Origin of the sequence: Synechococcus sp. A10-1-5-9 (genome assembly GCF_047716785.1) — a bacterium.
Taxonomy (GTDB): Bacteria; Cyanobacteriota; Cyanobacteriia; order PCC-6307; family Cyanobiaceae; genus Synechococcus_C.
The window spans coordinates 2361542-2382028 of sequence record NZ_CP180406.1 but is presented as its reverse complement, the minus strand read 5'-3'; the positions used below and the strand labels follow the sequence as shown (position 1 = coordinate 2382028).

Annotated in this window: 19 protein-coding genes and 1 pseudogene; 9 read left to right on the top strand and 11 right to left on the bottom strand. The window is 60.4% G+C overall.

All coding sequences use genetic code 11. From position 1 onward, the window contains the following. Positions 1-6: 6 nt before the first annotated feature. Complete coding sequence (gene purC / locus ACLM45_RS12535) at positions 7-759, bottom strand: phosphoribosylaminoimidazolesuccinocarboxamide synthase (RefSeq protein ID WP_415409576.1); 753 nt, start codon at positions 757-759, stop codon at positions 7-9. Further along, positions 756-1760 carry a hypothetical protein gene (locus ACLM45_RS12530; protein WP_415409574.1) on the bottom strand — a complete coding sequence of 335 codons (1005 nt, stop codon included), beginning with the start codon at positions 1758-1760 and terminating at the stop codon, positions 756-758. Before ACLM45_RS12530 ends, purC begins: the two co-directional genes overlap by 4 nt. A 101-nt stretch (positions 1761-1861) precedes the next feature. On the opposite strand from ACLM45_RS12530, the gene purD reads away from it, so the two are divergent. Further along, positions 1862-3178, top strand: a complete 1317-nt coding sequence (purD, locus tag ACLM45_RS12525) for a phosphoribosylamine--glycine ligase (protein WP_415409572.1) — start codon at positions 1862-1864, stop codon at positions 3176-3178. A gap of 24 nt (positions 3179-3202) precedes the next feature. After that, the gene (locus ACLM45_RS12520) at positions 3203-5254 is read left to right on the top strand and encodes an ATP-binding protein (RefSeq protein ID WP_415409571.1); all 2052 of its coding nucleotides are present in this window, start codon (positions 3203-3205) and stop codon (positions 5252-5254) included. Here ACLM45_RS12520 and kaiC read toward each other — a convergent pair whose 3' ends face one another. The 3 genes from kaiC to ACLM45_RS12505 all read right to left on the bottom strand — a co-directional run bounded on the left by kaiC (position 5255) and on the right by ACLM45_RS12505 (position 8106). Further along, a complete protein-coding gene (gene kaiC, locus ACLM45_RS12515) occupies positions 5255-6793 on the bottom strand; it encodes a circadian clock protein KaiC (RefSeq protein ID WP_006043362.1) in 1539 nt (512 codons plus the stop codon). A 66-nt stretch (positions 6794-6859) separates the two neighbouring features. Beyond that, positions 6860-7219 carry a circadian clock protein KaiB gene (kaiB, locus tag ACLM45_RS12510; protein WP_006043361.1) on the bottom strand — a complete coding sequence of 120 codons (360 nt, stop codon included), beginning with the start codon at positions 7217-7219 and terminating at the stop codon, positions 6860-6862. Then, the gene (locus ACLM45_RS12505) at positions 7216-8106 is read right to left on the bottom strand and encodes a circadian clock protein KaiA (RefSeq protein ID WP_006043360.1); all 891 of its coding nucleotides are present in this window, start codon (positions 8104-8106) and stop codon (positions 7216-7218) included. Before ACLM45_RS12505 ends, kaiB begins: the two co-directional genes overlap by 4 nt. Positions 8107-8231: 125 nt before the next feature. Between ACLM45_RS12505 and rplU the strand changes: the two genes are divergently transcribed. Then, complete coding sequence (rplU, locus tag ACLM45_RS12500) at positions 8232-8606, top strand: 50S ribosomal protein L21 (RefSeq protein ID WP_415409570.1); 375 nt, start codon at positions 8232-8234, stop codon at positions 8604-8606. A gap of 43 nt (positions 8607-8649) precedes the next feature. Next, complete coding sequence (gene rpmA / locus ACLM45_RS12495; RefSeq protein ID WP_006043358.1) at positions 8650-8919, top strand: 50S ribosomal protein L27; 270 nt, start codon at positions 8650-8652, stop codon at positions 8917-8919. A 13-nt stretch (positions 8920-8932) separates the two neighbouring features. Here the strand turns inward: rpmA and ACLM45_RS12490 are convergent. Next, a pseudogene (locus ACLM45_RS12490) lies at positions 8933-9312 on the bottom strand (DUF2127 domain-containing protein). A gap of 87 nt (positions 9313-9399) precedes the next feature. After that, entirely contained in the window at positions 9400-10158 is a 759-nt protein-coding gene (locus ACLM45_RS12485) for a class I SAM-dependent methyltransferase (RefSeq protein ID WP_006043356.1), read from the bottom strand. A gap of 79 nt (positions 10159-10237) precedes the next feature. Here ACLM45_RS12485 and truB point away from each other — a divergent pair, with 79 nt between their 5' ends. The 3 genes from truB to ACLM45_RS12470 all read left to right on the top strand — a co-directional run bounded on the left by truB (position 10238) and on the right by ACLM45_RS12470 (position 12270). Continuing rightward, positions 10238-11140 carry a tRNA pseudouridine(55) synthase TruB gene (truB, locus tag ACLM45_RS12480; protein ID WP_415409569.1) on the top strand — a complete coding sequence of 301 codons (903 nt, stop codon included), beginning with the start codon at positions 10238-10240 and terminating at the stop codon, positions 11138-11140. Positions 11141-11193: 53 nt separating this feature from the next. Further along, positions 11194-11940 carry a YebC/PmpR family DNA-binding transcriptional regulator gene (locus ACLM45_RS12475; RefSeq protein WP_006043353.1) on the top strand — a complete coding sequence of 249 codons (747 nt, stop codon included), beginning with the start codon at positions 11194-11196 and terminating at the stop codon, positions 11938-11940. Between the two features lie 102 nt (positions 11941-12042). Continuing rightward, positions 12043-12270, top strand: coding sequence for a hypothetical protein (locus ACLM45_RS12470; protein ID WP_415409568.1), 228 nt, complete (start codon positions 12043-12045; stop codon positions 12268-12270). Between the two features lie 204 nt (positions 12271-12474). On the opposite strand, the gene ACLM45_RS12465 is transcribed toward ACLM45_RS12470, so the two are convergent. Genes ACLM45_RS12465 through ACLM45_RS12455 form a run of 3 tightly spaced genes read right to left on the bottom strand, consistent with a single transcriptional unit; the run spans position 12475 to position 18349 of the window. Further along, positions 12475-16164: a hydantoinase B/oxoprolinase family protein gene (locus ACLM45_RS12465; protein WP_415409566.1), complete on the bottom strand. Its 3690-nt coding sequence runs from the start codon at positions 16162-16164 to the stop codon at positions 12475-12477. Beyond that, positions 16161-16970 (bottom strand): glucosamine-6-phosphate deaminase, encoded by an 810-nt coding sequence (locus tag ACLM45_RS12460; RefSeq protein WP_415409565.1) that lies wholly within the window; start codon positions 16968-16970, stop codon positions 16161-16163. The genes ACLM45_RS12465 and ACLM45_RS12460 overlap by 4 nt, the downstream gene beginning before the upstream one ends. Beyond that, positions 16961-18349, bottom strand: a complete 1389-nt coding sequence (locus tag ACLM45_RS12455; RefSeq protein WP_415409564.1) for a SpoIID/LytB domain-containing protein — start codon at positions 18347-18349, stop codon at positions 16961-16963. The genes ACLM45_RS12460 and ACLM45_RS12455 overlap by 10 nt, the downstream gene beginning before the upstream one ends. A gap of 88 nt (positions 18350-18437) precedes the next feature. On the opposite strand from ACLM45_RS12455, the gene rnz reads away from it, so the two are divergent. Together rnz and psbV are read left to right on the top strand one after the other, a co-directional pair. Beyond that, positions 18438-19409, top strand: coding sequence for a ribonuclease Z (gene rnz / locus ACLM45_RS12450; RefSeq protein ID WP_415409563.1), 972 nt, complete (start codon positions 18438-18440; stop codon positions 19407-19409). A gap of 87 nt (positions 19410-19496) precedes the next feature. Further along, a complete protein-coding gene (gene psbV, locus ACLM45_RS12445) occupies positions 19497-20009 on the top strand; it encodes a photosystem II cytochrome c-550 (RefSeq protein WP_006043347.1) in 513 nt (170 codons plus the stop codon). Positions 20010-20042: 33 nt separating this feature from the next. On the opposite strand, the gene ACLM45_RS12440 is transcribed toward psbV, so the two are convergent. Further along, complete coding sequence (locus ACLM45_RS12440; RefSeq protein ID WP_415409562.1) at positions 20043-20459, bottom strand: hypothetical protein; 417 nt, start codon at positions 20457-20459, stop codon at positions 20043-20045. Between the last annotated feature and the right edge of the window lie 28 nt (positions 20460-20487).

The following is a 20487-nucleotide window of genomic DNA, read 5'->3' as shown; positions in this document are numbered from 1 at the left end:
GAGAACCTACCTGCAGTTCCGGGGTTGTGGGCATGCCCCTTGTACCCGTTTGCAGACCTCACCGTAGGCCTCGATTACACCGCCAAGATCCTTACGGAATCGGTCCTTGTCGAGAATCCGCTCATTGGCGTCTGCGCAGTTGATATCCCAAAAGCGGCAGGTATCAGGGCTGATCTCATCGGCAACAAGCAACTCACCGGCCTGATTCAGACCCATTTCGAGCTTGAAATCCACCAGCTGCAACCCCAGATCCTTAAAGAAAGGCAGCAACACAGCGTTGACCCGGCGGACCAGATCCTCCATGCGCTGGCGCAATTCGAAACTCACTACTCCAAGCAGAGCAATGCGAGCGTCCGTGAGCAGCGGATCCCCAAAATCATCATCCTTGTAATAGAGATCGAGAAGCGCTGGATCGAGAGCGGTGCCTTGGGAAATTGGGGTTTCACGACAAAGCGAGCCGGCCGCGGTGTTACGCAACACCACCTCGATCGGAATCACGTCCACACGCTGCACGACCATCCAGGTGTCATCCGAAACACCGAGGTAATGGGTGGGGATCTCATGGCGCTCGAGCAACTCGAACAAACAAGCTGATATCAGGCAATTCAAACGGCCCTTGTTCTCCAACTGGGCTTTCTTCTGGGCATTGAAGGCGGTGGCATCGTTCTTGAACTCAACCAAAACCTGCTGGGGATCTTGGCAGGCAAAGATGCGTTTGGCCTTGCCTTCGTAGAGAAGTTCGCCGTGGGTGATGGTCATGGCTGAGGGGGGTCGACGGCCGCTTCGACCTCGGAAGGTCTTGATTCTCCCAGTGCAGCGTGCCCTCTAGGGGCGCGGGGAGAGCGCAGCTCCTGGTCAAGCTGCTGGCGCTCCTCAGATCCCAGGTCTGAGGACTCACGATCGAGATCTAGCAGGGTGAAGCGGTCATCCACCCGCGTTGCAAGTCGGCGCAGACGCTCGCGCGGACGATCGCCACTGCCACCATTCTCAAGCTCCAGCGCCAGCTGCAGACGCAGAAGATCCTCAGCGAGATTCCAGGCCTGAGCTGCCGCCGCCTGATCAAGAGCCGCCTCCAGGAGGGGGCCACTGCGCTCAGGTTCCAGCGCTCCCAGCAGCTCGGACGCCAAACCAAGTCGGCGGGCGGCCGCAACCCCCGGAGTGCGAGCCGCAAGCAAGGTGAGTACTGCTTCGGATTCCTGGCCATTTGCGATCTGATGCTCCGCCAGAAGATCCAAAGCAGAACGGGTCTGGGGTTGACCCTCATCATCCAGTCCCACAATCAGACGCTCCTCCTCCAAACGGGACCGATCGCCCTCGACAAGTCGCATGAGGGCCAAGACCGCTCGGTCCTGATCAAAGGCCGCGTCAGCCGCCTGCCAAGACAGCAGCAACCACTCCCGGCGCTGCCGGCCCGGCGCCGGTCCGAATCGAGCAAGCACCACAGGAACACTGTCGGGCGCCTTGCACTGCATCAGCGCCTGGGCGTTGGCCATGACCACTTCGAAGGGCTGGGGAGCCGGTGCCACCTCCATCAAACGATTGCGAAGCAACCGCAGACGCTCCTGCAGCCCGAACTGAACGGCATCAGCACACGCCAGCTGCAGCGCAGGAATATCACCCTCCAAAAGCACGGCCTCGAATGCCTCTGGCGCCATCGCTTGCTCAAGCACAGGAGAAGCCTTGTCCTGCAGCGGAGGCTCCTGCACCGCAATCGGGGTTGCCGCCAGCAGAAGCGTCAAAGACAGGGGGAGAAAACCCATGGGCCGGCAGGCACTCAACAAAGATGGATGAATCCCATCACCGTCCATGACCGTGATGGGGCGTTCAAACCTAAGGGTCTTCGACCATCACGCCCGCCTCCATGGCCCATTCCAGCTCCCGTCCTCAGTCCCTGCCCCCCCTGCGCCACCTGCTTGTGGTAGGCGGTGGCGGCCGTGAGCAGGCCCTGGCCTGGGCGCTACGCCGTTGCCCTGGGGTGGAGGACGTCTGGGTCACCCCTGGCAACGGCGGCACCGTGGATCTCGAAGGCTGTCGGGCTCTTGGCATCAGCGAGCTGGATGCCGACGGCTTGATCGCACACTGCCGTAACACCGCCATTGATCTCGTTGTGATCGGCCCGGAAGCACCCCTGGCTGCAGGGGTGGCCGATCGTCTCCGAGAAGTTGGACTGGCGGTGTTCGGACCGGGTGCCGATGGTGCGCAGCTGGAAGCCAGCAAAGCCTGGGCCAAGCAGCTGATGCAGGAAGAAGGGATCCCCACCGCAGGCCACTGGGCTGTGTCGGAGCTATCCGAAGCACTGGCTCTGCTCGATCGCCTGCAGAGGCCTCTGGTGGTGAAAGCTGATGGCCTGGCCGCCGGAAAGGGAGTCACTGTGGCTGAGACCATCGAAGCCACTGCAGCAGCGATCAAGGAGGCCTTCGCGGGCAGGTTCGGCAGCGCGGGCGAACGCCTGGTGCTCGAAGAACGTCTACAAGGGCCTGAGGTTTCGGTGTTCGCTCTTTGCGATGGCGAGCGCATGGTGTTGCTCCCCCCTGCTCAGGATCACAAACGTCTTCTCGAAGGTGATCGGGGTCCCAACACCGGCGGCATGGGCGCCTATGCCCCAGCCCCTCTGCTCGACGCCGCCGGCCTCAAACAAGTGAGCGAGCAGGTGCTGACACCCACCCTGAACGCTCTACGCAACCGCGGCATTCACTACCGAGGTGTGATCTACGCCGGCCTCATGCTCACCAACGCTGGCCCCCAGGTGATCGAATTCAATTGCCGATTTGGGGATCCGGAGTGCCAGACCCTGATGCCGCTGATGGGGCCAGAACTGGCCCAGGTGCTTCAGGCCTGTGCATTGGGATGCCTTGATCTGGCACCACCGCTCGCCATCAACGAAGCATGCAGTGCCTGCGTGGTGACAGCCGCGGAGGGCTACCCCGAGGCTCCCAGCAAAGGAGATGTGATTCACATCGCAGCGGATGCCGATCCCCAGCGCCAGCTGTTCCACGCCGGGACCCGTCGAGATCAGGACGGTCGCCTCCTCACCAGCGGAGGACGGGTCCTAACCCAGGTGGCACAGGGTGTCAGTTTCGACCAGGCCTTCGCTCGCGCTTACCAAGCCCTCGACACGGTGAACTACAGAGGAATGCAATTCCGCCGGGACATTGGCCACCAGGTGCGCCGGTCTTAGGCTCTGCAAACGCGAGTCGAAGCCATGGCCAGCGAACCAGCGACGGCCACGAACGACGGCCTGGCCTCGTGGGCGGTGATCGAACCCAATCAGGGTGAAGTCCAGGGCTGGAGAGAGCGGATCGGGGCTTGGTGGGCAGAATTCAGCCTTCAAACGAAACTGTTGGCGGTGGCCACCCTGGTGGTGAGCCTGATGATGACGGGCATCACCTTCTTCGCGCTGAATGGCATCCAGCGCGATGCGGCAATGAACGATACCCGCTATGCCAGAGATCTCGGGCTGCTGCTGGCGGGCAATGTGAGCGAGCTGGTCGCCGAGGGTCGCGATCGGGAATTGGCCAATGTGGCCGAAACGTTCTGGCGATCAAGCCGAAGCCTCCGCTACATCTTTTTTGCAGACCCAGAGGGAATCGTCTATCTGGGGATCCCCATCAGCGGAAGCGATAGCGCTTCAGACGGTGATCTCCGTCTCAATCGACGACTGGAACTGCCCGCAGAAATGCAGAACCGGCCCAAGAATCCACTGGTGCGGCAGCACATCACTCCCCAGGGTCTGGTCACCGACGTCTTCGTTCCACTGGTGGAGCAAAACCGCTATCTGGGTGTGCTGGCCTTGGGAGTCAATCCCAACGAAACGGCTCTGGCGAGTGCGGCTCTCACCCGGGAAGTGACTGTGGCCGTGTTCATCTCTATCTGGGTGCTGGTGATCCTGGGGGCCGTGTTCAATGCCCTCACGATCACCCGACCGGTGAAGGAGCTGCTTCGAGGCGTCCGGTCGATCGCCGATGGCGACTTCCGCGCTCGGATCGGACACCCCGTCGGCGGTGAGCTGGGAGAACTACTCGAGGGCTTCAACGCCATGGCCTCCCAGCTTCAGGTTTATGACGCGGCGAACATCGAGGAACTGCAGGCCGCGCAGGTGAAACAGGCATCCCTGATCGCCACCATGGCTGACGGTGCCGTTCTCTTGGACGGCGACGGACTCATCGTGCTGGCCAATCCAACGGCTCGGCGTCTGTTTCGTTGGGAAGGACGCAACCTCGAGGGACAGGACTTTCTCAACGAACTCCCCGAGCTCCTCGCCGTGGAGCTGCATGAGCCGATCGAGGCCGTGTCGAGCAACCGCACCGACACCAATGAGCTGCGCAGCAGCATCGGCGATCCACCGCGAACCCTCCGATTCGTTCTGCAAGCCGTGCGAGAACCCAGTGGAGAAACCCTGAAAGGTTTGGCGGTCACGATCCAGGATTTAACCCGCGAAGTGGAGTTAAACGCTGCTCAGAGCCGCTTTATCAGCAATGTGTCCCACGAACTGCGCACGCCCCTCTTCAACATCAAGAGCTACGTGGAAACCCTCCACGACATGGGGGATCAGCTCAGCGATGAAGACCGCCGCGACTTTCTCGGCATTGCCAACTCCGAGACCGATCGCCTGACGCGACTGGTAAATGATGTGCTCGATCTGTCGCGTTTGGAATCCAACCGCAGCGTCACCTTCACGCCGATTGAGCTGCGTCCTGGACTGGAGCAGACCCTGCGCAGTTATCAGCTCAATGCATCAGACAAGCAAGTGGATCTAAGCCTTGAAGCGGATCCGGACCTTCCCGACATTCTCGGCAACTGGGATCTTCTGCTCCAGGTCTTCGACAACCTTGTGGGCAATGCGCTCAAATTCAATCGCAAGGGCGGTCAGCTGTTGATCCGTGCCTACACCTGGCCGGACAGTTGCCAGATGACACCGCCTCAGCAGGAGAACGAGTGGCCAACATGCCCGCTCACGTCACCGCTTCCTCGCATGCGGGTGGAGATCTGCGACACCGGGTACGGCATCAGTCCCGAAAATCAACAGCGCATCTTCGAACGTTTCTACCGGGTTGAGAATGCCGTTCATACAGAAGTTGGAACAGGTCTGGGGCTTTCGATCGTGCGCGGCATCCTTGAAAAACATGGAAGCGACGTGCGCATGGCCAGTGAACTCGATGTTGGCACCACCTTCTGGTTCGATCTGCCTCTAGCTCAGGAAGACCCCGAAGAAGTGCAGTGGAAGGCCGAACGGCAGCAGAAGCAGGATCCTTAATCAGGCATCTGGATCCACGCCACGGGCAATGCGTAAAAGCTCGCTGCGCTCATCAGTGGTCACCCGATGGGGAACACCGGAAATGATCCGCTCGAAATTGGAGAAGGAGTCTTTGATCTGAGGACCGTTGCCCGTGATCACAAATTCACGAATTCCTTTGTCATGCCACGATCCACGCATCTTGAACACGTTCAAGGCCCTGGCCATCTCGCCTCGGATTTCCACATATTGCAGCAGCAGAATCGTGTCGGTGATGGTGGAGATATGAGAATCAGTGATTGAGTGACTGCCCATGAATTCCTCCGATGTATTCGTGAAGAACCCTGCAATCTCCTCCTGTTTGGCATAACCGGTCACACCGATCACAAACTGACGGAATGCATTGTGGCTGACGCCACGAGCCAGGGCGGAGAGAGAATCGATCGCCATCCGTGATGGCTTGAACTGGCTGATCTCAGTCTTGATGATCTGCAGGTGATCCTCCAAACCTGTCGACTCGGGATAGGCACAGATGATCTTCAGCAGTCCGTCCTGCTCCATCTGCTCGAAGTCGATGCCCCAGCTTGTGGCGTTACGCAACAGCTGAGCGCGTGACTCCTCATAGGCGAACAGGATCGCCCGTTCTTTATTCCGACACGCATCCTCAATGAACTTCGAGACCAGCAGGGTCTTGCCGGTTCCGGTGGCACCGGTGGCAAGGATGATTGAGTCCTTGAAGAAACCACCCCCGCACATTTCATCCAGTCGCGGCACACCGGAACTGACCCGCACATTCGAAGAGCGCTGGGTGAGGCGCATCGCTCCGAGGGGGAAGATGCTGATGCCATGAGCTCCCATGGTGAATGGGAACTCGCCCTTCATATGCGTTGTTCCCCTGAGCTTGAGGATCTCTACCGTGCGCCGGCGACGCTCGCCCTCAAGCACGTTGCGCAGAATCACCACATTGTCGGAGACGAACTCCTCCACGCCATACCGTGCAATCGGACCGTACTCATCAATCCGTTCCGTGGTCATCACCGTGGTGACGCCGATCTCTTTGAGACGGGCAATCAGACGGAAGATCTCGCGACGCACGACAAACACCGCGTCGTACTGCTGGAAAACCGCTGTGATCGAATCGATCGCCACCCGTTTGGCTTTGTATTTACGAATGGCGTAATTGATTCGTTCGATCAGACCGGAAAGATCGAAGCTGCCAGCCACATCCTGTCCATCGGGATCCGGTGATGCATCGAGGATGAAGAGTTTGTCCTGCTCCACCATCTCCTGCAAATTCCAACCAAAACTGGCGGCGTTACGCAAGATATCGAGGGGCGACTCCTCAAAGGTGACAAAAATGCCTGGCTCGTCAAAGTGAGCAATGCCGTTATGCAGAAAATGCAAAGAGAAAACGGTCTTACCAGTTCCTGACGTACCACTGATCAAGGTGCTGCGACCGATCGGCAGCCCGCCATGGCAGACATCATCAAACCCCTCAATCCCTGTTGGGAGCTTCTGAACCTGCATCTGTGGCGAACCACTGGAGCTGGAGATCTGCATGATGGCGAGCTTATGAGAAAACGCTAAATAGAAAAACGAAGCGGGCGGTCAGGCACACGGTCGGGCTTAAGAATCTGAATCTGTTGTGTCTGCGTCTTCCAACGCATCCATCAACGTCGACGTCAGGCTGTTGTCGGAAAGTTCGTCATACAGAAGATCCAGACCTATCAGCACCCTCTCCCGGTCGGACAGATCACCGATGATGCGGCGCACAGGGGGCGGCAGGATTTTGGAGAGGGTCGGGGTTGCCAAAATCTTGTCTTCTTCCGCCAACTGAGGATTCTTCAGCACATCAATCACCTTCAAGGCGTAGACACCCTTGAATTCGGTTTCAAGAATGTTGCGAAGGGTTTTCAGAGCTCGCATCGAGTTAGGCGTATTGCCGGCCACATACAGCTTGAGGATGTAGGTCTTGCGTGGGCTCATGGGGAAACCTGCGAATCCATCAGAGCTTGGCGGTACTCCGCTGATGTCGCCAAAGCAACCTCGGGGGGGATTGAGCGTCGATACATCTCACAGAGATGGGCCATGACGTCGAGCAAAGCGAGTCGATAGTCCTGGAGAAAATCGTTCTTGTGCCCTTCAAGTCTGAGTTGCTTCCAGAACTCGTCAATCAGATTCATGTGGATCTCCACAGTGCGGGTGATTGGAAGGTCGCCAAAGAAGGCCGTATTCACGAAACTCTCCAGAGCCTGGTTGGCAGCGGCGGGGTCCCGGAAGTAACTGATCAAAAGGTCGCGGTAAGTGCGCTGCAGCGACTGCACCAGCTCGCGCTGCTCCTCAGGAGGGAGATTGGCGAGAAAACGGGAGGGGTCCCGCTTGTAAAAAACACCCAGGTAGCCCAGACGCTCCTGAAGACGGCTCGAGAGCTTCCATGCACTGCTCTCTCCGGAGGGCTGTGTGTTTGCATCCGACCCGTCCTCAGGTCTTGCTTCCTTCTGTCCCTGACGCAGAAAGCGCGAGATGGCGGCATCCACGTTGTAACCCAGTTGCTCAAGCTGATCCACTGGAAGATGCACCTCCTCCGGGTGGTAATCAACCCGGCCCATGAGTTCCCCAACCACCACAGCCGGGAAGAGCAGCCCTTCACGACGTAGGCCTTCGCGGGTGCTCTCATCGAGAAGGGATTGTTCGATGACCACAGCATCCACTGCTTCACGCTGGTGCGACAGAACCTCCAGGAGTGCCTGACCCGAAGCGGTCTGCTGCAGATCCACGGGTTTGTATCGATTCACAGGCAGCCACTGCCTGCAGGCATCCACCAGCTCCTGAGTCGTGAGCAGCAAAGCGATCGTGAGTGCCGGACGGGCCATTCACCGCGCGAGGTCATGAGCTGAATCTTGACGAAAGGGGCTGCAAAGTCCGAAGATCTTTGTTTGTCTTTCGATTGCGGCTCAGGCCAAATCGGTTCTCCGAGCCTGACCGCGTCTTTTCGTTCATGGCCGAAACCAGTACCAGTCGATCCGAAGCTCCCGACACCGGGGTCTATGCCATTGCCGAGGCCTCGGGCCAGCAATTTTGGCTTCAACCCAATCGTTACTACGACCTTGACCGACTTCAGGCTGAGGTCGATGCCACGATCACACTCGACAACGTGCTTTTAGTGAAGGACGCCAAGGGCACAACTCTTGGCAAGCCCTTTGTGAAAGATGCCAGCGTTGAACTCAAGGTGATGGCCCATCGCCGCGGGCCCAAGGTGATCGTCTACAAAATGCGCCCCAAGAAGAAAACACGTCGTAAGAATGGTCACAGGCAGGAGCTCACCCGGGTGATGGTTCAGTCCATTTCCGTTGGCGGCAAGGCCATCAGCTGATCAGAACCACCCTTCGCCCCACCCCCATTTCCCTTCCCACCCCATGGCACATAAGAAAGGCACAGGCTCAACCCGTAACGGACGCGATTCCAACTCCAAGCGTCTTGGCGTAAAGGCCTACGGCGGAGAAACCGTTACGGCAGGTTCGATTTTGATCCGTCAGCGCGGCACCTCCGTTCTTCCAGGTGTGAATGTCGGCCAAGGCAAGGACGACACCCTCTTTGCGTTGACTGATGGGGTGGTGAAGTTCGAAACCATTCGCCGCGGCCTTCGCAATCGCAAACGGATCAACGTGGCCACCGCAGTCGGTTGAACGCGCTGTTTCTTTAATGATGTTGGGATAAGTGCAAGCCCTGTTTCAGGGTTATGACCATCCCAAGAACCGTAAGCCCCAGGACGATTGCCGTTCTGGGGCTTGGTTTATGGAGAAGATGAACAACTTCCAGGGGCAGCGCTAGCGCGAGGACCACCACCAACAGCCACTCCCCCAATGCCGGCCTGCCCATGTGGCCCAAGCAGCCATCAGGATCAGTCCCGAATACACCGCCGAAGCAACCGCCAGCCGTATCAGGCGGGTCGGCCCAAGAAGGGTTCCTTGTTCCGCCATGCCGGAAAGGAGCTCCCGATCCGCCTGTGCCCAGGATTGGGCAAAGTCCGAGAGTTCGGCATAGTTGTTGATCCCAAACAACGCATCAAGGCTGATCATCAGAAGCACAAGCGAGAACAACTTTCTTCAGAACAATCAGCTTGATGAGCCAACGCCCTTGCCCCCTCGGCTGCGCCACCGGCCTCCTCAGATGTCCAGCGGACGGTAGACCCTCGTTGTAATCAGCAGAGGGTGAAACACCTCCAGGAAATTGGCCTGCAGACAGCGGAAGAAGCTGTCCACCAAGCCTGGATCATCGAAGTGGAAGGGATATTCACCATCGTGCCCCTTGAAGAAATACCAGTTCAAAACAGCGCGACCTCCGGCCTTAAGCCGGCGATGAAACTCCATCAACTGAGCGGCTGGGTCGGGCAGATGCTCAAGGACATCCAGGCAAACGACCGTGTCGAAAGTCTGGCCTGGAAGGCTGTCGAGGTCGCGATGCACCGACAGCCGATCCGAAAGGCCAAGCGCTGCAGCGCGTTGCGCAACAAACGCCCGGTTTTGGGGGTTGAGGTCCACGAACCACACATGCCGCACGTCACTCAACCCAGCGGCAGCAAGCGCATGGGTGCCGATGCCTCCACCGAAATCCAGCACATCTCCAGTGGCGAACTGCTGCTGCAGCCGCAGAGTGTCGGCGATGTAGTCAGCGCTGCTGAGATGCCAAGCCGCCAGCTCTAACAGGTGACCTGTCCCCACCGTGTCCTCATAGAACATCTCCGCATGCTTGGGATCGAAGGCGCCTGGATGCATGGCAGCCAGATCTTCCTTGCTCTGAGGAAGCCGGAGTTCCACCTCATCGGTTGAAAGCGAAAGGTAGGCAGCAAGGTGGTCCTTCACCGAAAAGCCGCTGGCCAGAAACGCCTGGAGATCGACGGCCTCTGAAGCAATCACTGGCTGCATGACCTGCGTACTGATGTCGGCAAACTTACGTGCAAGCCGGGTGCCACAGTCAGGTGCTTGCACTGTCTCTGCCCGCTTGTTGACTGCGCCCATTGGCTTCGCCGTAATCGACAAGCCGCCTGGCCTCACCTCTCACGCCTGCGTCGCCCGGATCCGGCGCCTGCTCAACATTCGGCGAGTTGGCCATGGCGGCACCTTGGATCCTGCCGTAACCGGGGTGCTGCCGATCGCCGTGGGTCAGGCCACACGATTGCTGCCCTATCTCCCGGGAGAGAAGACCTACCGGGGGGTGATCCAACTGGGCATCACCACAAGCACCGATGACCTTGAAGGAGAGGTGATGAGTCGCCAGACCTGTCCGGATCTGAGCATCGACCAGCTGGAGATGGCACTGGCCTTGTTTCGAGGTCCAATCCAACAGCGCCCACCCCAGGTGTCAGCTGTTCACGTTGATGGAGAACGCGCTCATACCAGAGCACGGCGTGGGGAACACATGGATCTGCCGGAACGTGCCATCACGATTCACAATCTGAACCTCCTCAACTGGGCCCCGGAACAGGCCCAGCTGAGCGTTGAAGTGCACTGTTCAGCAGGGACTTACATCCGTTCACTGGCAAGGGACCTGGGGATGAACCTGGGCTGCGGCGGCTGCCTAGCCAACCTACGCCGCACCCAGGCACTGGGTTTTCAAGAGTCCCAGGCGGTTCCCCTACCGGAGCGGCCAGGCCCTGGAGCGGCTCCTGAAGATCCAGAGGCCCTCTCCCTACTTCCCCCGGAGGCCGCCCTTCAGCACCTGCCTCAGCGCCGACTCTCAGCCGGTGAGCAGGAGGACTGGAGCTGTGGTCGCAGGATCATGCCTGGTGCCGACAGCGAAAGCGATGCGGTCGTGGTGCTCAGCGACGACGGGCGCATGCTCGGCGTGGGGTTACCGGATGAGACCGGTGGGTTGCGACCGAAAGTGGTGTTCGAAGCCAGAGGCTGAGAAGAAGGCGAGTCGGTACGGTGCTGTGCCAGAGATGGACGCCAACGCATCCGATGGCTGGCCACAGCAAATGGTCCCAGATCAAACGCACCAAAGCGGTGGTGGACGCCAAGCGAGGCGCAGTCTTCACTCGGATCGGTCGCGAGATCACCGTTGCGGCCAGACAGGGTGCTGACCCCGATGGCAACTTCCAACTCAGAACAGCCATTGCCAAGGCACGGGCCGCTGGCGTCCCGGCCGGCAACATCGAACGGGCCATCGCCAAGGGATCCGGGCAAGGCGGAGAGGCCATCAAGTTGGAATCCATCCGCTACGAGGGATATGGCCCCGGCGGTGTTGCCGTGCTGGTGGAAGCCCTCAGCGACAACCGCAATCGCACAGCAGCTGAACTACGCCTCGCCTTCAGCAAACACGGCGGAAATCTCGGCGAAAACGGATGCGTCAGCTATCTGTTTCAGCATCGCAGTGAGGTGAGGATCCAGGCAGATTCTGGAAGCGAGGAGGCTCTTCTGGAAAACCTGTTAAGCCTCGAGGCCGATGGCTACGAGCTCAGCGACGACAACCAGGCCCTGGTTCACGGTCCCTTCGAAGTCCTTGAATCCTTGCAAAGCGGACTCAGACAGCAGGGCTGGCAGGTTCAGGAATGGACCCACGCATGGCATCCCCTCACGCAGGTAAGCCCACAGGATGCAGACACCATCCGGCAGTGCCTCAAGCTGCTGGAGGCACTGGAAGAACTGGATGATGTATCCAGTGTCAGCGCCAATCTGGAAATCGACGATTCCATGGAGATCGACTGACACAGCAAACTTCAGAGTGACCTGACCGGCAGCCCGATGAGAGACTGAAATGTCTCCAAGGGCCAAAGCGAGTTGAATACAACAACCATCAGACGATTCATCTTGACTCTGATCACTGGATACCTAGCGATCTACGGAGTCAGACAAATCCCTTACGACTTCCCCAATGAATGGGGAGTCATCATTCCTGTACTCATCGTTGTTTATATCATCACAACATGGATCGATGGATTGATCTTCAAGGATGAGACGCCGGAATCGACTCCAGCCACTGTAAAAAAGAAAAAAAGCAAAAAAGCCCAAAAGAAATCGAATGGATTTGGCGACTAAGCTCAAAACAAGAGCGAAAATCACTCGGGAAACAAACCAAATCACAAAGGCTTAAAAGACCTGGGCAGCGATCTACCTAAAGCGACAGGCGCTCGAGACAATCACCTCAGATTCAAATGCATTCGACCTCACACCAGTGAAGATGAGGGCAGGCTTTTGATCAACACTGTGAACGATTGGATGCTGTTTTTGACAGAAAAACAATCAGTGATGAGCCTGCTCATCAGGCGCTCCCCAACCTCCGCCTCCAGGCGTTTCGATCAGCAGACGATCCTCCGGTCTCACCTCAAGCTGGGCACACCCCTGAAGCTGTTCGCATGAACCATCCGCGCGCGTGAGAACCGCACAACCAGCTGCACCATCTCCTCCACCCTCGAGCCCAAACGGTGCTATCAACCGTGAACCCGACAACAGCGCCGCTGTCATCGGTTCCAGGAATCTGAATTCCCGCACTAGACCATCACCCCCTGGCCAACGGCCGGCACCGCCACTGCCGGGGCGGAATCCAAACCGTTCCAGCCTCACGGGAAACCGTTGTTCAAGAATTTCAGGATCCGTGAGCCTTGAGTTGGTCATGTGGGTCTGCACTCCACAGGATCCAGGGAAACCCGGGCCCGCACCACCGCCCCCTGCGATCGTTTCGTAGTACTGCCGACGCCCATCGCCAAAGGTGAGGTTGTTCATGGTGCCCTGAGCCGCCGCCATGGCGCCCACGGAGGCGAATAGGAGGTTGCAAAGCGCCTGGGAGGTTTCCACATTCCCCGCCACCACAGCAGCAGGCGACTGGGGATTGAGCAGACACCCCTCCGGCACCACCAACGTCAGGGGCTGAAAACAACCGGCATTGAGGGGGATCGGCTCCTCCACCAGACAGCGCAGCACATAAACCACTGCGGCTTTGGTCACCGCCAGCGGAGCATGAAAGTTGTGATCGCCTTGCAGAGAGCTGCCGCTGAAATCCAACACCGCTTGGCATCGGTGCCGTTGCACCCGCAAAGCCAGACGCAACCAGGCCCCGTTATCAAGCTGCACCTCGCAGTTCCGGTCTTGCAAACGATCGATCAAGCGGCGAACGGTACTGGCTGCATGGTCCTGAACATGCTGGAAATAGAGATCCACACGAGCCCGCCCTTCAGTCTGAAGAAGTGTTTTGAGCAGCTGCACTCCGAGGTGGTTCGCCGCCACCTGAGCCTGCAGATCAGCCCAGAGCAGGTCTGGAGCCCTCGGGGGAATGGGCTGATGGCGCAACAGCTCGCCCCAACCTCTTTCATCAGGAACACCCTGCCTCACCAACCACCAATTGCGCACCAGCAGGCCCTCCTCGCTAATCCGCCGGCTGAACGGTGGCATCGAACCTGGGGTGAGACCTCCCACATCAGCGTGATGCCCGCGGCAGGCCACAAAGGCGAACGGCGCGTCCTGCCGATCGGAATACACCGGTGTGATGGCGGTGATATCAGGCAGATGGGTGCCCCCGTGGAAGGGGTCATTGCTGATGATCGTGTCGCCCGCGAGCAGAGCAGGGCGTTCGCCTCGGCGCACCTGCAGCAGCAGATCCGCCACCGCATCGCCCATTGAGCCGAGGTGCACAGGAATATGCGGGGCATTGGCCACCAGGGCACCCTCCCCATCGAACAGGGCGCAGGAAAAATCAAGCCGTTCGCGGATGTTCACCGAGCGGCTGGTTTGACGGAGCCGCTCTCCCATCCGTTCCGCGATCTGCATGAAACGGTGATGGAACAGGCTCAGATCCACAGGATCGGCCCCCTGATCGAAGGAAGGCTCGCGACGCGCACCGACAGGCATCGTCGCAGCCACTGGCACCGCCCCGTTCATCTCCAGCAACAGACTGCCGTTCTGCAATCTTCGAGCTGACCAGCCAGGTTCCAAAACGGTTCCAGCCGTGGGATCAAGAATCAATGCCGGACCCTCCAGGCATCGATCCACTGGAAGTTGCAGCCGTTGCACTACCGGAACGGCACACCATCCGCTCTGCGGCCAATGCACCATGGCCGAATCAGGAACGCTGGCGAGGTGGCCGGCATGCTCAGAACAAGCTTCCCGGCCCTCCGCCGGGAGCTCCGCCGCAGCCAGCACCTCCACTTCGACCCGCTCAACCACCAACCGAGTGTCTGGGGATGGGGCATAGCCGAAGCGCTGCTGATGCGCCTGGGCAAAGGCTGTCAACAGATCCTCCAGGGAGGGCTGTTGCGGAGGAGGCTCATGAGCGATGAGCAGTCCCTGCTCCGCGGCCACATCCCGCAGTTCTAGGTGGATCCGCTGCTCCCCCACCGCCACGGAACGACCGCACACCTGCTCCAGGGCAGCGTGAGCCAAGGCCAGCTGTTCTGCGACAAGCGCTGACAACCGAGTCAAGCAGGAGCCATCGAGGGGCTCGCGAACCGCTGCCTGACGCAGCTGACGCGGACGGGCCTGACCAATCCCATAGGCCGAGAGCACCCCGGCCAGGGGGTGCAGCAACACCTGGCGCAGCCCAAGGGCTATTGCCACGCGGCAGGCCAACTGGCCGGCCGCACCGCCGTAGGCAACCAGGACGCCCCCGCGGATGTCATGACCGCGGAACAGAGACACCTGACGGATGGCTGCCGCCATGGCCTCAATCGCGAGGTCGAGGGCCCCCTCCGCCAAAACCTCCGGTGTTCGCTGCAGCGATTCAGCCAGAACAGCGAACTTCTTCCGCGCGATCTCCAGGTTCGGATGGGCATCACGGTTCGGCCCGAACACCGCCGGGAAGGCCTGAGCCTGTAGCCGGCCCAGCAGCAGATGAGCATCGGTGATGGTGAGGGGGCCACCCCTGCCATAACAAGCAGGGCCTGGATCCGCTCCTGCCGAGCGGGGCCCCACCAGCACCCGGCCGCCATCGTCGTGGATGATCGAGCCTCCCCCAGCAGCCACCGTATGAATCGGCAATCGGGATGCCGTGAGCAGCAAACCGGCGATCTCCGTTTCGGGGCTGCGGTCCCAGTCGCGATCGGCCGCCCCCGCCGGCAGGCAGAACACATCGGTGCTCGTGCCTCCCATATCCACGCCAACCAGGGGGAGATGCCCCACACCGGCCTGTTGGGCCGCGGCCACAGCACCGACCATGCCGCCCGCCGGCCCAGACAGGATGGTGTCTTTGGCCAGCAGAGACGTTGGAGCCTGCAGGCCTCCACTGGAGGTCATCACCCGCAGCCGGGGGTGTCCCTGCAGCGCAGCCTGTACCTGGTTGAGATAGGTCACCAAAACCGGCCGCACAGCAGCTTCCACCAGGGTGGTTTGCCCCCTGGGAACCAGGCGGGGCAGAGGGCTCACCTGGTGGGAACAGATCACCGTCTCAAAGCCAGCGGCGAGCACGACCTCCGCCAGAGCCTGTTCATGGGCAGGCGTCCGCCAGGCATGCATCAAGGCGATGGCACAACTGCGCAGACCCGCCAGACGATGGGCCCGCAACCGGCTGATGAGAGCAGCATCGATCACCAGCGGCTCCAGCTCGGTCCCCGCCGCATCCAAACGTCCAGACACCTCCTCAACCTCCGCGATCAGGGAGGGAGACAGAGGAATCTCCAAAGCGAAGAGATCCCGTCTGTGCTGATCACCGATGCGCAGCAGGTCGGCCAGGCCCTTGTTCGCGAGCAAAAGCACTGGCTCCCCCTTGCCCTCAAGCAGGGCATTGGTAGCCACGGTGGTTCCCAGTCGCAGCTCCTCGATGCCTGATGTGAAATCAAGGCTGTCCATCTCCATGAGCGACTGGATCGCATCCACCGCCGGATCACCCTCCTTACCAGGCTGCACCGAGAGCACCTTGCGGACGATCAGCCCTCCGTCAGGCCGGCGTGCCACCACATCGGTGAAGGTGCCGCCGCGGTCAATCGAGAACTGCCAGCGGGTCAAGGTGCCGAAAGACGGGAATGGGCGGCATCATCAACCCACAGGTGCACCTGTGGGTGCTGCTGAAGCCAGCTGGCGGGAACCTGGCCAGTACTGGGCTCCAACAGGGCCGTCCGCAGAATTTCCGCCTTAGCGCTGCCCGTCACGATCAGATGAATCACCTTGGCACTGAGAATCTCCTGCAGCCCGAGCGTGATCGCCTGCTTTGGCACGGCCTCGGAATCACCGCCGAAGGCCTCAGCGTTCTGAATCCTGGTCGCTGCCTGCAAAGTCACAACGCGGCACGGGCTGTCGAATCCTGAGGGCGGCTCGTTGAAACCCACATGGCCATTGCTGCCAAGGCCGAGAAGCTGAAGCCCGATCCCGCCGGCCTGGCGCAGCGCCATGCTGTAGCGACGGGCCTCCGAGCTTGGATCGCAGGCCATACCGTCAGGAATCCTGACCCGATCGGTCGGCAGATCCAGGGGCCCCGCCAGGTGGGTCTGCATGTAAGCCGTGAAACTCCGCGGATCTCCGGCCTGCAGACCGACGTATTCATCGAGATTGAAACTGCACCAATGGTCCCGCAGCCACTGCAGATGCGGCGCGGGCCATGCCCTGAGCCGCTCACAGAGCGCCGCATAGAGGGGCTCCATCGTGCGGCCGGTGGCCAGTCCCAGGGGGCAGAACTGTTGCTGCTGAACACACGTTTGCAGGAAAGCGTCCAGAGCATCCACCACAACCGCCATTAGCGCAGCGGGATCCTGGCGGCGCTGAACCGAAATGGATGGGGGAAGCTGCGGCACAGATGGGGCGGGGATCAACCCCACCAGGCTGGCTCCGATCTAGGGCTGAATGCCAGCGATGGATCATCGCCAGGCCGGTAGGGACGAATTTGCACCCCTCGGTAGTAGTGAAGAAGGATCTGGCGGAAATCAGCCCCTTGCTCTGCCAGCCCGTGGGCACCCCACTGGCTCATGCCCACGCCGTGCCCATACCCCTGTCCCCGCGCTTCAAGCACCAGGCTGCCTGAACGAACAAGGCTGCTCGGTCGGTCGAGGCTGCTGCGAGGCGTCTGCAGAGGTGGCGGTGGCGGTGGCAGTGGCGCCAGCCCCGGATCCGCAGGTTCAATGGAGCCGGTGGCCGAATCGCTCCAGAGGCCGATCAGAGCTGGCGGCTCGCGGGACGGCTCGGAATCCGACGGAATCTCCGGAAAACGCTGCATGTCGGCATCGCGAACCATGTCGAAGCGCACCATCGTGCTTTTGAGGCCGAGCCGCCGACGCAGCTCACGCCCTGACAGCACCAACGACCCACGCGGCCCCTTAATTCGAGCCGAACGCACCCGTCCGGTGGAGCTTGTGCTGAGAACACGTACACCCTCCACGCCACCGGTCTCTTTGAAGAGCCGTTGAAGATCGCTGACGTCGAACCGCTTGTTCCAACGGTGAACAGGACTGTGGTTGTCGTGATCCCGAACGCTCACCAGATAAGGGAGTTGTTGACGCCACACTTCGCCGCTGGGCTCGGTGGCGCCCCCCGAGCTGCTGTGGAACACCGCATTGATCAGACGCCCCCCATGCACAAGAACTAGGGATCGGGTGGTCTTCACGGCTTCCAGGGTGCGTGGCGTCTCCGATTCGATGCCTTTGTACACCTGGCTGGCAACGGTGGCTTTCACATCGAAGTCGCCCTTTTTACCCCGCTGCCGCAGGGCGTAGGTACGTGCGGCAACCGCCTGGGCCTGCAGTGCAGCGAGCGGCCAACCGGTTGGCATCTCACTGCCCACCACACTGGGCAAATAAGTTTCGATGCCCAGCCGGTTGATGGCCATCACGCGACCGCCCCGGGGCAGAAGCACCACATCACCGCGATAGCGCCGCTTGCCAAGCCAGAACCCCCGCGGATCTTCCGTGGACACGCGGACGGATGGGGCCTGACCTAGGCCATCCAGGACAAGTGAACCTCCACGGAGGCTGACCGACAACCTCTGCAGGGAGCGTTCCCGACCGCCGAGTCCACGCACCAGGAGCGGCACCGCATCGTCGGCCCTGAGATGAAGGGACTGTCCCTCTGCCACAAGAACCCGCATCATCGGCTCCTGAGCGGTCACCGCTGCCCGCGGCTCGCTGACAAGGGCGACCACGGCAAGGGGAGCCAGCCATGCGGCTCTGAGCCCTGGCCGAAGAATGGAGACGAACGTCAGCACTCCAGAAACAGATGGGCGCCCAGTGTGCCCCTCCCGCCGAGGGTGGGCCAGGCCTCCGTGGCAGATTGGCCATTGAGCCCGCTCCGCCGTGCAGGTCACCTTTCTCGGCACCAGTTCCGGAGTTCCGACCCGCGCCCGCAATGTGTCTGCAGTGGCGCTGCGACTGCCCCAACGGTCGGAGCTGTGGTTGTTTGACTGTGGTGAAGGCACCCAGCATCAGTTCCTACGCAGCGACCTACGTCTTTCGCAGCTGCGCAGGGTGTTCATTACCCACATGCACGGCGATCACGTGTTCGGGCTGCCGGGACTGCTGGCCAGCCTGGGGCTAAGCGGCAGCAGCTCAGGGGTTGATCTTTACGGACCGGACCCCCTGGATGCCTACCTGCAGGGCGTGCTGCGAACCAGTTCCACGCGCATCGGCTACCCGCTGGCCGTGCATCCAGTGCGCGGAGCTGCAGAAGCCGGACGGATCGTCTTCGAAGACGACGACCTGCAGGTACGCGCCACACCACTGCATCACCGGGTCCCCGCCTATGCCTACCGGGTGGATCAGAAGCCCCGTGCAGGCCGGTTTGACGTAGCCAGGGCCCGCGATCTGAACATTTCGCCAGGGCCTGTTTATGCCGCTCTGAAGCGCGGCGAAACTGTCACTCTCGACGATGGCCGCAGCATTGACGGTCGCGACCTGTGCGGCCCCCAACGTCGCGGAGCAAGCGTGGTCTATTGCACCGACACCGTGTTCTGCGAAGCCGCCGTGGAGCTGGCACGAGGGGCGGATCTCCTGATTCATGAATCAACGTTTTCCCATGCCGAGGCGGAGATGGCTTTTCAACGCCAGCACTCCACCAGCACCATGGCGGCGCAAACGGCAGCTGAGGCGGGTGTCAGCCAGTTGGTGCTCACCCACCTCAGCCCCCGTTATGCCCCTGGGAATGCTGTCACTGCTAACGATCTTCTTGCCGAAGCCCAGGCGATTTTCCCAGCCACGGTTCTTGCCAAAGACTTCCTGTCGATCGACGTAACCCCGTTAATGGAGCCCTGGAGCTGCAACAGTTCGTGATCGCCTGAGCGGGATTGCCCACGAGAGGATCCCACCCCGTGATACAAGAGCGTTGTGCGCTGTCTTCACCAGTCTCCGGCATTCTTCATGGCCTCTTTTCTCCTCAACTTGCGTCGCTCCCTGAGCCGACTGCTGATCGTGCTGTCGGCCTTCGCCGTCCTGGTGATCGGCACCCCTGCCCAGGCCGCTTCGTGGGACGCAGAGACCTTGACGGTTCCTGCAGACTCCGAGGGCAGCACAGTCACCTTCACTGAGCAACAGGTCAAAGCCGGGCGCAAGGTGTTCAACACCAGCTGCGGAACCTGTCATGCCGGTGGTATCACCAAGACCAACCACAATGTTGGCCTCGACCCCGAGACCCTCGCCTTGGCCACACCAGCCCGGGACAATGTGGCAGCCCTGATTGACTACCTCCAGGATCCGACCTCTTACGACGGTGAATACAGCATTGCCGACCTACATCCCAGCATGCGCAGCCGCGATCTCTATCCCGCTATGCGCGACCTCACGGATGAGGATCTCAGGTTGATGTCGGCCTACATCCTTGTGGCTCCGAAAGTGCTCGGAGCAGAGTGGGGCGGCGGCAAGATTTACTTCTGATCAACACACCAAGCCCGCCAAAGGCGGGCTTTTTTAGTGCCTCGGTTCAGCCGGGTTTGATAACGGGCACTGATTGGAGGCGTCGAAGGAGCGGGGATGGCGGCTGTACCACCATTCCTGAAGGCTCGCCGTGAAACGCATGGAAAAGAGCGTCAGCACGGTGACGGTGGGTCTGGAACCGGGCTGGAGCAGCTCAACCGCATAGGAGGGACAACGACGGGAGGCAAGGTCGGGAACAAAACGACGGCCCACCCGACGCCAACTCGGCTCCTTGCTGCGCCACACGAGACGACAGCAGGGCCAGGGAAGCTCATTGCGATCGAACAGACGGCAGCAAGGTCCGATCACCCTGAAGCTGTACTGGCCGCCAGGACTGGTGTGCACAGTGCCGTGGGCGAGGAGCCCATCAACTTCAGGTCGCAAGGGAGTAGCAGAGGTAGCGGAGGACATCCTTCGATCGGCCAGACACGCACCACCC